This window comes from Pseudomonas sp. MPDS (assembly GCF_013283895.1).
GTDB lineage: Bacteria > Pseudomonadota > Gammaproteobacteria > Pseudomonadales > Pseudomonadaceae > Aquipseudomonas > Aquipseudomonas rhizophila.
The window spans coordinates 1,244,213-1,261,210 of sequence record NZ_CP054128.1; the positions used below are offsets into that span (position 1 = coordinate 1,244,213).

Below are 16,998 nucleotides of genomic sequence, written 5' to 3' on the forward strand. Positions count from 1 at the left end.
GGTATTTGTGCACCGCATTGGGGCGGGTATCACCCCATGAAACCCGCGAGATAGAGGGGTGCAACCCAAGGGGCCTTGTGTGTTTAACCACGCGGCCTTTGTGTGTATTGCGCGCTACTGCATGTGACTGATCCTCTGTGGGAGCAAAGCTTGCTCGCGATGGCAGCCTGACAATTACCCCTCCATCTCCAGACCGGTGGTCCGTACAGCCCCTTCTTTGCGTATTCATTCATTGACGCCAGAATAATGGCTATCTAATATCGCGCCACTATTTTGATGTCACTTTCTGGCCCGGGGGTAAGCACCTGCCTTCACCCACCCCTGGAGCAAAGTCGTGTCTGGTTTTGCCGCCGCTCGACATTCGCATGGAAGTGCTTCTTTAAATTCCTGCTGCGACGAGACTCGATCATGGACGACCGCCAACACGCCTTTCTGGCCCGCCAGCCTTCTGCTGCCTTGCAAACCCGCGAGCACTTCTGGGGCATGCCCAAACGCGGCCTGGCGTTCCTGTTGGCCAACGTCATGTTCTGGCAACCGCTGTGGGCCCAGGCTGACGGCATCGTAGTCAGCGCACCGGGCACTGGCCTGGACCGGGCCGGCAACGGCGTGCCCGTCGTCAACATCGCCAAGCCCAACGGTAGCGGCCTGTCCCACAACCAGTTCAAGGATTACAACGTCGGCAGCAACGGTGTGATTCTCAACAACGCCACCGCCCGCACCCAGTCCACCCAGTTGGGCGGGATCATCCTCGGCAACCCGAACCTCAATGGCACGGCGGCCAAGACCATCCTCAACGAAGTCAACGGCGGCAACCCGAGCCAGTTGCGCGGCTACACCGAAGTGGCGGGGCAATCGGCCCACGTCATCGTCGCCAACCCGTACGGCATCACCTGCAACGGCTGCGGTTTTATCAACAGCCCCAAAGTGACCTTGAGCACCGGTAAACCGGTGGTGGAAAACGGTCGGCTGGATCGTTATCAGGTAGATAAAGGCAGCGTCGCCATCGAAGGCGCAGGCCTCAACGCCAACAACGTCGACCACTTCGAAATCATCACCCGCAGCGCCAAGATCAACGCCGAGATCCAGGGCAAGAACCTGACGATTATTGCCGGACGCAATGACGTCAACGCCGACACCTTGAGCGCCACCGCCCGCGCCGATGACGGCAGTGCTAAACCGGAACTGGCCATCGACTCCTCGGCGCTGGGCGGGATGTACGCCGGGGCGATCAAGTTGGTGGGCACCGAGGCCGGTGTTGGCGTGAAGCTGGACGGAAAACTGATCGCCAGTGGTGGGGATATTCAGCTCGATGCCAATGGGCATCTCAGCATGGTCGATAGCTCGGCCAGCGGCGCCGTCAAGCTCAAGGCCGCCAGCCTCGACGCCCGTGGTCCGGTCTACGCCGGCACCACGTTGAACGCGCAAACCCAAGGCAACCTGACCAACCAGAAAACCCTCGCGGCGCGCAACTCCATCACCCTGAATGCCGGTGGGCAGTTGAGCAACAACGGCATTATTGAGGCTGGGGTCAATGCTGATAACTCGCGCAATGCGGCGGGGGATGTGAGCCTCACGGCGCAAAACCTCAGCAACAACGGCAAGAGTGTGATCGCCAGTCGCAATCTGACGGCCAATGTTGCGCAGACGTTGAAAAACCAGGGCGGGACCTTGAGCGCCGGGCAAACCGGCACGGTAAAAGCCGGGACGTTGGATAACCAGAGCAAGGGGCGGGTGCTGAGCAGTGGTGCGTTGAGCGTGACGGCCGACAAGCTGCTCAACACTCAAGGCGTGGTCAGCAGCAACGGCAACCTGACGGCCAATGTTGGGCAGTTGAACAATCGCAACGGCCAGCTCAACAGCTTGAGTGACGTCACCTTGAATGTCGCCTCGCTGGATAACACCGCAGGTCGGTTGCTCAGCGGTGACGCACTCACCGCCAGCATCTCGGCGCACCTGCTCAATCAGGCTGGGTTGCTGTCATCGACCGGGCTGCTGACCCTCAATGCGGCGAGCCTGGACAACCGTCAGGGCGGCGTCATTACTACCGCCCAGGCAGCGAGTCTTAACGTAGGCAGTCTGGATAACCGGGGCGGTGAAGTGTCGAGCCAGGGCGTCCTGGCGCTGGCCGGCACCGAGTTGGACAACAGCGATAGCGGCAAACTGATTGCCTATGGCGACCTGAGCCTGACTCTCGAACGCGTGAACAACCAGGCCAAGGGTTTGATCTCCAGCCGCGCCGCTCTGGCTATTGATGGGGAGCAACTGGATAACCGCCAGGGATCTCTTTATGCACAGCAAGGGCTGAATCTGGACCTGCGCGGACAACTGCTCAACGCCCAAGGCAGCGTGAAAAGCGACACCACGGCCAGCGTCAAAACGGGCGAGCTGAATAATGACGGTGGTCAGCTTTCCAGTTTGGGAGCGTTGAGCATCGACAGCGCCGCGACACTAAGTAACGTCGACGGCAGCGTGATCAGCAGAGACACGCTGCTGCTAAAGGCCGGCCAGGTGAATAACGCCGCTGGCCGCATTGCCAGTGAAAAAGCTCTGGATGCTAGTGTTACCGGTCTGGATCAACAACAAGGTGAGTTGTTCAGCAACACCAGCCTGAGCCTGGACATGAACCAGGGCCAGTTGAACAACCAGGGCGGCCTGATCAATGCCTCGGGTGCGTTGCTGCTGAACAACCTCAAGGACGTGAACAACCAGAACGGGGAAATTTCCAGCAAACAAGCGTTCACCCTGGCGGCGCAGAACTTCGATAACAGCGGCGGCAAATTGCTGAGCAATCAAGGTCTGGTGCTCAGAATCGCCCAGCTCCTCAACAACGCCCGGGGCGTCATCTCGGCGGCGTCCGTGGACAGTCGCAGCAACAGCCTGGACAACAGCGATGGCCTGATCAGCAGCCGCGATCAGCTCGACCTGACTGTCGACACCCTGCTCGACAACCAGCGCGGCTCGCTGATCGCCGATGGCGCGATGCTGCTCGCCGCTGATCATCTGGACAACCGCGCCGGGAGCATCGCCGGCAAGACCGGGCTTGAGGCCACCGTCACCTCGCTGGATAACCGCGAAGGCACGTTGATCAGCACCGATGCCTTGACGCTCAAGGCGACCAGTCTCGACAACCGTCAGGCCGGTTTGATCGGCGCGACAAAAGCGCTGGATCTCGATGTCGACGACCTCGACAACCGTGGCGGTGAGCTGTCGAGCAACGCAGACGTCACCCTGATCAGCCAGAACCTCGACAACAGCGATGGCGGCCAGGTATTCGCCGGTCAGGCGCTGAAGCTGACCGTGGATAAACTGCTCAACCGCACCAAAGGCCTGCTCAGCGCCAAGGCTGGACTCGAGCTGGATGGCGGCTCCCTCGACAACAGCGGCGGCTACCTGATCAGCCAGCAGAACCAGCGCATCAACCTGAGCCGCGATCTGCTCAACACCCAAGGCCAACTCAGCAGCGAAGGCACGCTGAATGTCAGCGCCGCCAACCTGACCAACACCGACGGCAGTCTGTCGAGCGCCGCCGACCTCACCGTGAAAAGCCTGGGGCGTCTCGACAACCAGGGCGGCGAACTGGTCACCGACGGCGCGTTGCTGCTCACCAGCGCGGCGCTGGACAACCGTCAGCAGGGCAACATCAGCGGCAAAGGCACGGTGAGTGTCACCACTGGCGCGTTCGATAACAGCCAGAGCGGTCGCCTCAACAGCGGCAGCACGCTGAACCTCGTGGCTGGCCAAGTCACCAACCAGGATGGCGGGAGCATCGGCAGCCAAGGCGCGTTGACCGCGTCGGTGTCCGGTCTGGATCAGCAGGGCGGCAAGCTGTTCAGCAACACCTCGCTGAGCCTGGACCTGAACAATGGCCAGCTCAACAACCAGAGCGGTTTGATCAACGCCCCCGGCGTGCTGTTGCTGAAAAACCTCAACGGCGTGAACAACCAGGGCGGTGAAATCTCCAGCGCCGAAGCCTTTACCCTGGCGGCCAATAATCTCAACAACGACGGTGGCCGGCTACTCAGCAGCCAGGGCCTGACCCTGCGCATCGCCCAGGCGTTGAACAACGTCAAAGGCCTGATCGGCGCGGCGACCCTGGATGCCACGGCGCAAAGCCTGACCAACAACGGCGGCACCCTCACCAGTCGCGGCAACCTCGACCTGACCGTCGATCAGCAACTGGATAACCAGGCGCAAGGCCTGATCAGCGCCGCGCAACTGCTCACGCTCAATAGCGGTGATCTGAACAACCAGGGCGGTAGCGTGCTGGCGGGCGGCGCGTTGGTCCTCAACGCCATGGCCCTGAACAACAGCGCCGATGGCCTGATCAATGCCCAGGGCGACCTTACCCTCGGTGCCGAGTCCCTGGATTCCAGCGACGGCGGTGAAGTGTCGGCCAAGGGCGACATCAGCCTGACCCTCGCATCGCTGACTCAAGACGGCGGCCGCCTGTTGGGCGAAAAAGCCGTCACCCTGAACCTGGGCAACGGCGACCTGAATAATCGCAATGGCTTGATCACCGCCAAAGGCCCGCTGACCTTCAACGCCCTGCGTGACCTGAACAACCAGGGCGGCGAAATCTCCAGCAGCCAAAGTTTCAACCTGCGCGGCCGGACGCTGGACAACAGCGGCGGCAAGCTGATCAGCAGCCAGAACCTGAGTCTCGACGGCAAAACCCTGGTCAACCAGAACGGCTTGATCTCCGGGTGGCAAGGGTTGCTGGTCAACGGCACCAGCCTGGACAACCGCAACAACGGCACGCTTTCCAGCCGCAACGGTAACGTGAACCTGACGCTGCTGGGCAACCTGCTCAACAGCAACGGCGGTGCGCTGGTAAGCCTGGGCACCCTTGATGTGAAGGCCGTTGCGGTGAACAACTCACAAAAAGGGGTGCTCAGTAGCGGCGGCGCCCAGAACCTCATCCTCAGCGGCGCCCTCGACAATGGCCAGGGTGGCCTGATCGACAGCGGTGCCGGCCTGACCATCAAGACCACGGCCCTGGACAATGCCAGTGGTGCCATCAACGCTCAACAAGCGCTGACCATTAACGCCGACGAACTGGATAACCGCCAAGGCAACCTGATCGGTAACGCGGCGGTCAACCTGAACCTCAACGGCGCCCTCGATAACAGCGGCGCCAAGCTCGCCAGCGCCGGCCCGCTGACCGTTAAGGGCGCGACGGCGATCAACAACCAGGGCGGTCAAATCGCCAGCCAAGATCAAATGACCCTGACCTCCGGCTCCCTGGACAACAGCAACACCGGCACCGTCGCCGCCAAAAACGCCCTGGCAATCACCGCCACTGGCGCCGTGCAGAACCATACCAACGGCCTGATCTACAGCCAGACAGCCGACGTCAACCTGAAAGCCGCGAGCCTGGCCAACGGCAAGGGCGAGATGCAAGGCCAGAGCGGCCTGACTGTTGAACTGAGCGGTAACCTGGACAACCAGGGCGGCAAACTCATCGCCCAGACCGGCGATGTCAGCCTCACCGCGGCCAACATCGACAACCGCGGCGGCACCCTTGCCGCCCTCAAGGGCGCCCTTGAAACGCGCACCGTGGGCGTATTGCGCAACGGCTTCGATGTGAACAACAAGGGCGGTGTGATCCAGGCGCAGAGCCTGAACATTCGCGCCTTGGCGGGGCTGAACAACAACGGTGGCCGAATCGCGGCCCAAACCGGCGATGTCGTCATCAACACCGCCGACTTGAACAACCGCAACGGCGGCCTCTACGCCACCGGACTGCTCAGCGCCATCGGCACCAGCCTGGACAACACCGCTGGCCAGATCGCCGGCAACCGCATCGACCTCGGCCTGAGCGGCACCCTGACCAACCGCAGCGGCATCCTCGAAAGCGATAGCACCCTGGCCGTGCGCGCTGCGAACCTCGACAACCAGAGCGGCAAATTGCGCGCCTTGGGCGCCAGCGGCAAAACCGACTTCCAGGTCGGCAGCCTCTTCGACAACCGTAACGGCAACCTGGAAACCGCCAACACTCATCTGACCCTGGCCGCCAACAGTTTCCTTAACAGCGGCGGCCAATTGCTGCATCTGGGCGACGGCACGTTCGACATCTCCCTGCCCAACGTCACCGGCGCAGGCGGCACCATCGTCACCCGCGGCGGCCTGACACTCAACGCCGACACCTGGACCAACACCAGCGTCATCCAGGCCGGGCGATTGAACGTCAACGTCAAGAACTTCACCCAGACCGCGACCGGGCAACTGCTGGCCTCGACGCGGCTGGAGGGTAAGGGCGGGAACTGGATCAACCATGGGTTGATCGCCAGTGATGGCAGCATGGGCTTGCAGTTGACCGGGCGGTATAGCGGCAATGGCCGCGTCACCAGCTTGGGCTCCATGACGGTGGATGCCGCTGCGATCGACCTGAGCAGCATGGCAAGCATTACCGGCGGCGGGACCACGACGATTGGTGGCCGCGGTGGCTTGAGCAGCCTGAATAACTACGGGCGGCTGACATCGGCGGGTGCGTTGAATATCAATGCGGGCACCATTAATAACTATGGGACCGTGGCTGGCGCGGATGGATTGAAACTGACGGCTTCGACGTTGCTGAACGACCAAGGTGGGTTTTTGTTCAGCGGTGGGGATTTGAAGTTTCGGGTGGGGAGTTTGACCAACCGTAAGTCGGATGTTTATGCGTTGGGGGATATTGATGTAGCGCGCAATGACCTGGGTGGACGGTCGGCGCTGATGGAGAATGATTCGGGCACTATGGAGAGTGGACGGGATTTTTCTATTAATGCGGATTCCATTATTAATAAACGCGGGGATTTTAAGACTGAGGCGGAGTTGTATTCTTCGGCGATAGGGATTCAGTGTTATAGCTGTGATTCGCTTCCTCGTTATTGGCAACGCCAACAGCCGGCCTCCTATTATGTGCATGAACAGAAATACCGAGTAGTGGTTTCAGGGGATACAACAGCCCCTGCCGCCTCCTTGAGTTCATCTGGTGATTTTTTAGTTAGAGGTGGGTCGTTTCTGAACTCAAACTCATCGGTTGCTGCAGCAGGTGATATAGACATTTCTGTGGGTAATTTTGAAAATTCCGACACTGCTCTGGGGGATTATGTAAGTAGGGAGTATTACTCGTACTACAAGCCTACATATAATGAAATGGCTGAATTTGTAAAATATAATGTCTATAATGATGCCGATTACAGTGGTGGCATGCATTTTTGGAATGCGTCTGGCACTGAGACTATTATCTATTCTCAGAGCGGAGTGTTAGGGGCGAAGCCGTTTGAAAAGGAATACTTTCAGATTTTTGGCCCGATCATTATAGCGCTTGGCGGAAATGTGAGTAAACGTATCCCTGAAATAGAGTTTGCCGCATCCCAGTATTCGACTGGCATTAAAAGTGCGTTGCCAAGCTTTATAAAAAATTCCACTCCGTTTGATCAAATAGTTGTTTCCTCCACCTCATCCGACAACTTTGCTCCGGCCATCATCCAAGCCGGCGGCAACGTCTCCATCACCGCAACAAACAAAATCACCAACGGCGTAGAGCGTCCCTTCTCCGCCGGCATATCAACTTCATCCCGTAACACCACAACCGCCGCGTCAGGATCAGGCAGAACCACGGTCGTCACACTGAACAGCCAACTCCCACCGGACCTGGCTCAACAACAGATAAACCCCCTGACACTTCCCGGTTTCAGCCTCCCGACCGGGCAAAATGGCCTGTTCCGATTGAGCGGGCAGGGTTCCAGCAATGCCTCGGCATCTCCGGCTCCGGCCGTGCCGCAGAACTGGACAATTGGCAACGCCAGCGTGAGCGCATCAGATCGCTCCACCGCCGCCCCAATCGCTAATGTGCGCGACATTCAGGTCGCCGACGCCACTCAGCTTTCGGCCTCTGATCGTCAGTTGCAGCCATTGACTGGTGACAACACTGGCGGGTCCGCCTTCCAGATAACCTCTCCAGCAGGCGGTGCCTCTGCAGGAACCCCAACACCTCCGACCAGCCAGGCCCTGGCACGAGTCACGGGCCTGCCGAGCGCAACGGTTACCTCGAAGCCGCATAAATACCTGATCGAGACCAACCCGGTCCTCACCAATCTCAAGTCATTTACCAGCTCGGATTATTTGCTGACCAAACTCGGCTACGACCCCGACATCAGCGCCAAACGCCTGGGCGACGGTCTGTTCGAACAACGTCTGATCCAGCAAGCCGTCGTCGCCCGCACCGGCCAACGCTTCATCGAGGGCCAGACCTCTGACGACGCGATGTTCAAGTACCTGATGAACAACGCCCTCGCCAGCAAAGACGCCCTCAACCTGTCGATGGGCGTCACCCTCACCGCCCAGCAAGTCGCCGCGCTGACCCACGACATCGTCTGGCTTGAAGAGCATGAAGTGAACGGTGAGAAGGTGTTGGTGCCGGTGTTGTATATGGCGCAGGCCAACAATCGTTTGGCGCCTAATGGTGCGTTGATTGCCGGCCAGAACGTCACGTTGATCGCCGGTAAGGATCTTGAGAATGCTGGCACCCTCCGGGCCACCAATAACCTCTCCGCGACCGCCGGCCAGAACCTCGCCAACAGCGGGTTGATCGAAGCCGGAAACCGTCTCGACATGCTGGCTGGCAACGACATCGTCAATAAGTCCGGCGGGATCATCGCCGGGCGTGACATCAGCATGAACGCGATAGTCGGAGACGTGATTAACGAGCGCACCATCACCACTGCCAGCTTCAGCAACAAAGGCTACAACCAGCTAAAGGACTACACGGACAGCGCTTCGCGCATCGAAGCCGCCAATGACCTGACCATGGGCGCCGGTCGGGACTACAAGAGCGTTGGCAGCGTCATGGTCAGCGGTCGTGATACCCGGATCGATGTTGGACGGGATGTCAATATCGTCTCGGCTCAACAGCAAAGCTCCAGTACGGGTGGGATTCGCAGAAGCTCGATCACTCAACTGGGTTCGAACGTCGACGCCGGTCGTGACGTTATTGTGAATGCTGGCCGAGACTTCAACGCCATTGCCAGCCAGATCAGCGCTGATCGCAACGTAGCCCTGGCCGCCAACGAGAATATGACGGTCTCTTCCGGCGCCGACGAATCACACTATTACTACAAGTCGAAAAAGGTCACGTCCCAGAAAGATCACGTCAAACAGATCGGCAGCACCATCAGCGCTGGGGGTAATGTGTCGATGAGTGCCGAAAAAAACATGGCGCTCATCTCCAGCCGCGTCACCGCCGGTGATGAAGCTTACTTGGTGGCTGGCGAAAATCTTGACTTGTTGGCTGCGCAAGACAGTGATTACTCGCTGTATCAGAAAAAGAAAAACGGCAGTTGGGGAAAGAAACAGTTCCGGCGTGATGAGCTGACCAAGGTCACCCATGTTGGGAGCCAGATCACCACGGGTGGGGATCTGATTTTGCTCAGTGGAAGTGACCAGCGCTATCAAGTCGCCAAGCTGAACAGTGGCGATGACCTGACAATACACAGCGGGGGGGCGATCACCTTCGAGGGCGTCAAGGATCTAGATCAGGAAAGCCATACCAAGAGCAACACCAGCTTGGCCTGGAACTCGATGAAGGGTAAAGGTCACACTGATGAAAACCTCCGCCAGAGCCAACTGGTGGCTCAAGGCGACTTGGTCATTAAGGCTGTCGATGGCTTAAACATCGATATCAAGCACATCAATCAGAAGACCGTCAGTCAAACCATCGACGCCATGGTCAAGGCTGACCCGCAACTGGCCTGGCTCAAGGAGGCCGAGCAGCGCGGTGATGTGGATTGGCGGTTGATCAAGGAAACTCACGAGTCGTTCAAGTACAGCAGCTCGAGCCTTGGGCAGGGTGCGATGCTGGCGATTATTATTATTGTTACCGTATTGACGGCGGGAACCGCCAGTGCGGCGGTGGGTTCCGCAGCCAGTGCGACGGCGGGTTCCGGCACGGCAATGGCTGCGGCCAGCTCCACTGCAGCAGCAGGATGGGGCAATATCGCTGTCACTTCCATGATCACCACGGCGGCCAGTGGTGCTGCGATCAGCACTATCAATAATAAGGGCGACCTTGGTGCTGTTGTTAAAGATGTTACGTCTAGCGATAGCCTCAAAAATATTGCGGTCGCAGGCATTAGTGGCGGTCTAGGAGGGGCAAATGTCGGTGCCCGCCTAGCGGTCAATGCGGCTTTGAAAACCATTGTCGACGGCGGGAAGTTTAAGGACAACTTGGGACAGGCTGCGGTGGCGTTGGCCGCTGATATGTTGGCAGGTGCCATTTATGCACAAGTAGGGGACAGTCTTTTAGGAAGTGGTCTCCCCACCAAAGTCGCGGTTCACGCCATCGTAGGTGGTCTGATTGGAGAGGCCGCCGGAGGTGATTTCACTACTTCAGCGTTGGCTGCCGGAGCCAATAAAGCCTTGATTCAGATGGTTGGGGACAAAATTTTCCCTGGTGTTGCGCATGATCAGGCTCTAGCCATGACATCTCAACTCCTGGGCATGGTCGTCGCTGCTGGCGCTGGTGGTAGCGATAAGGATCAACAGGTCGCGGGTTGGGTATCGCAACTTGCCACCGTTCATAATTACCTAACACATGAACAAAGAGAGAAGCTAGCCAAAGAAATTGACTCGGCTTGTAAGGGCGAAGTCGGATGTATTAAAGATGTTCTAAATAAAGCGAAACCTTTGGCGGATAGCCAAAATGGATTCTCAGTAGCCGAGCAAGCACAATATGACCAGGCTCAGACCATTCTGGGCAGTAAGTTGCTTGAAAATTGCCAGACAAGTTTTTGCAAAACTTTCACGTTGATAGAAATGCAGCGGGCGGGTTTAGAGTGTGGGACTATTTCTTGTTTGCGTGAATCCGCTGGTTCTATTCAAAAATCACAATACCTGGCGCAAGAACAATGGGGTAAGCTTCTTCTCGACGCCTTAGGTGATGGAGGGGCTATCGCGGGGGCCTTGGCGCCGATATTAACTGCTCCGAAGGGGCTGAGTGGCGCTGGAGCGATCGTTGATGATGTAGGTTTGGGTGCAGCAACTGGTGGTACTGATGCTCTGGTGGTAGGTACAAAAGCAACTGGCGGGGCGGTAGATCGTGCTACTACTGGGATTGAGTGGGGTAAGGGTATCCAAGGTCAAGGAATGCCTTGGGAGGATTACCTTGGGACGCAACTGCCAGCGGGCTCTCGACTACCGCCGAACTTCAAGACGTTTGACTTTTTTGATAGAACGACCGGTGTTGCGACCAGTGCAAAAACACTTGATACGACCACAGCGGCTAAAATTGCCAATCCAAGTCAGGTTTATTCATCGCTCAAAGGAAATATTGATACAGCCGCAGGGTTTACTGAGTACGGTTTGAAGGATGTAACAGTATCCTCTAGTCAAATTACTAGTCGTGAATTGCAAGTGGCAGTTCCAAAATCTACGACGAGTGCTCAGTGGGATCAAATTAATAGAGCTATTGAGTATGGTCAGGGTAAAGGCGTTACGGTAAAAATTACCAAGGTGGATTAAGATGAATGATGTCGTGAAAACAGCTTGGGCAGATGCGAAAATAAATAAGGATTTTATTTCCATAAAGACTTTTTCTGGCTATCGAAGTAGCCAAGCGGACCCGCAAGGTGTGGAACATTTTTTAAGCCCTGACGTTGCCGATAAAGAGCTAGGCTTTGCTGTGCTTGACGCCTTGGCTCATAGCCGATTTGTGCTTCCCGAGCCGCGAAAGGATGTTTGGATTCATCCTGAAGCTACTTTTGATATGGAGTTATACGACTACAACTTGACCAATCAACGATATGATCAATGGGTTGGCAGTACTTTGGAGCGCTATGGCTACAAGACTAAACGTGCATTATTTAAAGATATGAAGAAATGCAGTATCGAAAGTAATAGGGGGCAGATAACTATTCGTCCTAGCTATCATGAAAAGCTAGAAGCCTGGAGTGGTAAGGGAGTAAGTGAGAGTGACTATGTCATTATCCCCAGTGGCAGTAGCCCTTCTGATGTAGGTGCGGCCTTACGCTTGGCTTTTAGTCGGTGCACCTAATGTGTAGGGGATAGGATAACGGGGACAGACCATTTTTCAGTGATGTAAGAACGTGGTTTGTCCCCGTTTTTCCAATCGGGCGCAGAGCCTGGAGTGAATTTGTGGGGATCCTTCAGGGGCTGTCCCCGTTTTTACACAACCCTTGAGGGCGCCAAATGGAATTGAAATTTTATCATGTTGAAGGGGGGTAAACCCCCCTCCTGTGGGGCAGGTTTTTGATACTGTAGCCGAGGTGGCTTTCGGTCAGAAGGACGCGCAACGTTACGATCTTTATGTTTGTAGTGTACTGGACGCAATCGCTCAAATACCGAAGCATTGTGATCGAATGCTAGAGGCTATTGCCTCGATCGAGGAGGGGGTTCAGGCTTCAACCATTGAGGGGGGATGATGTCCTATTGCGTATTAACGCTTCAGGTGTACAGGTCGATATTCTGGCTAATGACGAATGGATCGGGCAGCCGAAAGGTAAGTTTACTTTGCAGGAGTGGCGCGCGATCCTGGAGCACTGGAAGTACCTTCTGGAACTACCCAAAGGCTCTAATGAAGTCGTTATAGTCAAGTTGCCATAAGCAAAAAAGGGGATAGGTTCTGTGGAAAAAAAGGGGAGTAACGGGGACAAACCATGTTTTCTGTGATGTAAAAAACGTGGTCTGTCCCCGTTTTTCTCGAAAAATGACATGCTAGATCACCCTGCGACTCTACCCAGTACTCTCATACGGGAAAGGTGAATCCTGATGCTATGCATAAAGCTATCAGTAAGTATTTGCCACCCATGGTACGTGGTAAGCCGGCTACGTATACTCCTGGGCAAATAAGCTCGGGGTTGCAGAAAGCCTATGGCGATATAGGGCGGCCCGAATTGTTTGACTCAATCAAGCACCTGATTAAATAGGTATGCAAGCATGACTGATAAACAAATATATGAATTAACCATTGGTGATCTTGCTAGTTTTGGTGTTTGGTACTTTCCTATGGATGAATCTGCGGAAGATGAGCTAACAGCCCGTCCTCTCCTTGATAAGGAGACTTGTACTGACGCTCAAATAATCGTTCGCGCTAGTTTTGTTGGGAAAAATGGTTCTAGTTACTTAGGTTATCTGTACTGGGATGATGGTGGGGAAGTTGAGTACTTAAAACCTGTCATTCTTCTTGAGGATGGCTCCTTTGTTACATTCTGGAATGGGATGATTGAGCCTTCTTGGGCAGACTACTCTGCAAGAGCTCAAGAGCTAAGGAGTGGGCTTCCTTTTTCATATATTTCAGAGTCTCTTCTCGAGCTGCCTAAAATTTCAGGAAGGCTTGAAGGACTATATTATTTAGATGGAGATCACATTTCCTGGGTAAGTTGATGGTCCAAAAGGAACAGGGCAAGCTTTACGGGAAGACGAGATTAGTTCTGGTGGTAAAGGTGCATGGAATAAAGAGCTGAATAAGCCTGTGCCGAATACCGTATATAAAGTCGATGGGAATAAAACCTTCCAAACAGATGGCTTGGGCCGCGTTGAGAAAGTCGAGTCAAATCTTTCATTGACTAAAAATGATCGGAATACATATCAGGGGCGGTAACGGGGACAGACCACGTTTTCAGTGATGTAAAAACGTGGTCTGTCCCCGTTTCTGTCAGGGGTAAAATAAAAAACGGCGACCTTGTAACAGCTATACAACCTTCACCTCAGCAAATGGCGAATTTTGGATTATGAAAACTTTAGATAGTCTGGTGATATTTTGGAGTGTTAAAGACGCGATAACTGGCGAAGTTTATCAAGGCGAAGTCAGTGGTTTGGTTTTTTATGGCTATTGGTCCTCGGGCTTTACTGAGGAGTTGGCTAAGGACCTCCCTTCCTTTGAAGCTATTTGGAGTGGAGGCGCAGAATTTAAGTCGCGATTGTGGAAGGGTGAGACGCTGAGTGATCTATCAATAGAACTTAGGATAAGATCCTGGCCGGCTGAGAGTGTATGGCCTCTTCTTATTCAGGCATCACTTGAGTGGTTCGTTAGTCGTGGTGCTACGATTGCTTGGTGCGGTACGGAATACAGCAGTCCGTCTATTAAGGTTTTTTGTGTCGATGATGATCAGTGGGATGGAAGTGTATATGCCGTTTATAGCGATAAAGCAGGATTGCTTCTAGGCTCTGATTTGTCAGCCGAATATAGGGAGCTTGAGTCATTCGAGCTGGAAATGGCATATAAAATTGCATTCGGGATTTCGTAGTAGGGGGTAATAAGGGAAGCCCTGCAATTAAAAGCTGTAGGGCGAGTTGGCTTTTAGCCTTGACTTGAGGCCGGCTAATGGGTGTCTCCTTTCTCTGCAAAAATGATACATTCTGGATAAGAGAATGTATGAGTGTAACTGGGAAGTTATAGAGAGTTTTTCATCGCCAAAGGAGTATGAGCGATTTCTTGCCTGGATCACTGAGCAGGTTAAAGCTGGGGTCGTAGAGCAGACTCTCGTTCAGGAAAACTATACGGGGTCAGAATTTGAAGAGAAGTGGTTCAAATGCATGATGTCAAGTGAAGCATGGAGATTGGTTTTCCCTCAAGATCCATTTCATGGCTATTGGGGGCCAGTATAGAAGGAAAGCGGAGACAGGCTAACGGCTAACTAGCTGATGGGTCTGTAAAAACTTAAGAAGTTTGGTCTTGCTCTCTTAGGTGGAAAATCTGATCCAAGAAGAGCTTTATTAGTTTTTGAGAAAAAGGGGACAGATTTATTTTCTCTTTTGCTACGCTGAAAGCTTCCACGGACGGATGAGTCATCCGCACCACGTTGTGCAACGTGGCCAAGAGCGGCGAGGTCAGGGTAGACGGAGGATTGATTTGAGAAAATAAATCTGTCCCCTTATTCCATCAAAGGTATGAATGATCCCGCTGCACAAGCCGCACGTCAAAGGGCTTTAGATTCTATTTATCGTATTGAATCGGCTTTAAATGGTGTAGGTATATGAATTTTCGTGACCTAGAAAGAAATGAATCTGTTGGTTGGTTGTCAGAGCAAAATCCATCCGCGCTAACGGAATGGTATCTCTCAGTACGTGACATTCCTCTTGCTCAGTTGGGGGTGGGAGATATTTGTCGTTCGTTAAGACAAAATTTGTTCGTTTGTGAAATATTACACGTGGCTGTAGAGATACTAAATAACGATGTGTTGGCAGGCGAACGCTATGATGGTGAACTGATTTCTGCTATTGCGGGCTTGGATTTGAGTTTTTTTCGGGAGAACTCAAGTGTGGTGCCACAGATTGTTCAAGCATTGCATGAGGTTATCCAATTGACTAATGATGCGGAGTTGCTAAGAGATTCTTTGGGTCTAATAAAAATCTTGAAAAATTCAATGAGTGAAGCTTTTTAGAAAAGCGGAAAGAAAGAGAAGGAAGGGGTAGATTTGAATGGCACTTACTTAACGGCTAACTAGCTGATGTATCTATAAAAAATGACGAAGTTTGGCCTTGCTCTCTTAGGTGGAAAACCTGCTCCAAGAAGAGCTCTATTAGTTTCTTGGTTTTTAAGGATTATTCAATGCACTATTTCGGCACGTCCCTCCTACTATCCATGACATTGCTCTTGTCAGCCTGCAACACTACCCCCTACGACAAGGCTACCATCTACTACGACCGAACACAGTTTCCTGCACAACTTGTCAAGGACTACCCAGGACTGAGCAGCCCCGTTTTGCAACATGGCCGTTGCTCTCTGATCGTATCTACCCCGGGTTCGAATACCGGCACCTACTATTTCTGCACCTACGCGTTGACCGCCAATGATCTGTACGTTCAGGGTTGGGACGCCAAGGCGTTGAAATACGTCGAGATCGCTCATGTGGATATATCGACGCTTAAAAACATCGCCTTGCACACGATTTTTCGGACCAGTCAGCTCCAGATGACGGAAGAACGGCGTCAATTGGCGTTGAGCGCGTCTATAGATGAGGGGGGCTATATCGACTCGGCAGCTACCAAGGAACTGTTTGAGGCAATTAAACGCAAGGGTGTGCCGGTGGTTAAAAGCGAAGGCATGATCAGCCCACCAGCGGGGCCCTCTCCGATGTTCATTCCGGTGGTTATTACGAAATGAATAGAGAAAGAGCTGGCCGACCGCTTTACCGGCTAATGGGTGTCCCCTTTTTTCTGTGGAGTTCGATAAAAGGGTAACGGGGTTTTATGATGTTTTTAAGGTCAAGGGTTGTGATTGATGCTTTGTTTAGGTACCGGAATTATGTCGCAATTGGGCTGTTATTTGCTTCGGTCTTGAATGCTGTTCTAAAATTTAATGGTGGATGGGGGCGTTTTTTTCTAATGATTGTAGTTCAGCTGTTATTTGTGCAAGCTGTCTGGAATTATTTGAGAGGGGCTAGGATCGCTATCGGACCTAGCAGCTTGGGCGAAGATGCTGATCCTGAGTGGCGAGCTGCTTTAGCGATATTCTCTTTCACTCTATACGTAATCGTTTTTTTTCTAGATTTTGAAAGCGGTCTGTGAAAAAATCAAAAAGATGCGCGAGAAAGGGGGTGGGTTTTAAAGGGTGACGTGGTCTGTCCCCGTTTTTACTGTTTTCGTTTCGTGGACATGGTTTAAGGTTGAATAATGGAAGGCATTAAGTTGGTCGATAGTTTGGCTTCGGCGATAACCCGAGGGCAGATATTCCGACTCCCTGCCCGATGGCCGTATGAAGAAATTGTAGATTTTATGGTTCTCGATATTCCCGACGAGCAATACGGGCATTCTATAGCCGTTGCTTCAGGTAATAAGGCGGGGCTTTTAGTGGTGCGTTTGCCTGTGGAAAGTCGTTTGCCAGGTACTTGGGGCCTTTCAAGGGAGTGGGTAGTCAAAAACTGGGCTAAATGGATATATCCCGACTGCCCTGTTGAGAAGGTTTATCTGTTTAAGCAGGCAGATGTTCCATTTAGTTTGATAGAGCGTTAATTGTTATTGTGTAATTGTGCGATGGTTACCGTTCGTGCGGTTATG

8 protein-coding genes are annotated in these 16,998 nt (G+C 53.9%); all 8 read left to right on the plus strand.

Going from position 1 to position 16,998, the window contains the following annotated elements:
* Positions 1–408 precede the first annotated feature (408 nt).
* The 8 genes from HQ912_RS05395 (at position 409) to imm45 (ending at position 16,953) form a co-directional block, all read left to right on the plus strand.
* On the plus strand, positions 409–11,502 hold the full coding sequence (locus tag HQ912_RS05395; RefSeq protein ID WP_173406556.1) for a filamentous hemagglutinin N-terminal domain-containing protein: 11,094 nt from the start codon (positions 409–411) through the stop codon (positions 11,500–11,502).
* Between the two features lies 1 nt (position 11,503).
* A complete protein-coding gene (locus tag HQ912_RS05400) occupies positions 11,504–12,034 on the plus strand; it encodes a contact-dependent growth inhibition system immunity protein (RefSeq protein ID WP_047229024.1) in 531 nt (176 codons plus the stop codon).
* Between the two features lie 902 nt (positions 12,035–12,936).
* On the plus strand, positions 12,937–13,383 hold the full coding sequence (locus HQ912_RS05405) for a hypothetical protein (protein WP_080962915.1): 447 nt from the start codon (positions 12,937–12,939) through the stop codon (positions 13,381–13,383).
* Between the two features lie 347 nt (positions 13,384–13,730).
* Positions 13,731–14,246 (plus strand): hypothetical protein, encoded by a 516-nt coding sequence (locus tag HQ912_RS05410; RefSeq protein ID WP_173406557.1) that lies wholly within the window; start codon positions 13,731–13,733, stop codon positions 14,244–14,246.
* 729 nt (positions 14,247–14,975) lie between these two features.
* A complete protein-coding gene (locus tag HQ912_RS05415; RefSeq protein ID WP_155417185.1) occupies positions 14,976–15,383 on the plus strand; it encodes a contact-dependent growth inhibition system immunity protein in 408 nt (135 codons plus the stop codon).
* A 167-nt stretch (positions 15,384–15,550) separates the two neighbouring features.
* Positions 15,551–16,105, plus strand: coding sequence for a hypothetical protein (locus HQ912_RS05420; protein WP_173406558.1), 555 nt, complete (start codon positions 15,551–15,553; stop codon positions 16,103–16,105).
* Between the two features lie 110 nt (positions 16,106–16,215).
* Positions 16,216–16,509: a hypothetical protein gene (locus HQ912_RS05425; protein ID WP_173406559.1), complete on the plus strand. Its 294-nt coding sequence runs from the start codon at positions 16,216–16,218 to the stop codon at positions 16,507–16,509.
* 105 nt (positions 16,510–16,614) lie between these two features.
* On the plus strand, positions 16,615–16,953 hold the full coding sequence (gene imm45, locus HQ912_RS05430) for an Imm45 family immunity protein (RefSeq protein ID WP_260990065.1): 339 nt from the start codon (positions 16,615–16,617) through the stop codon (positions 16,951–16,953).
* Positions 16,954–16,998 lie beyond the last annotated feature (45 nt).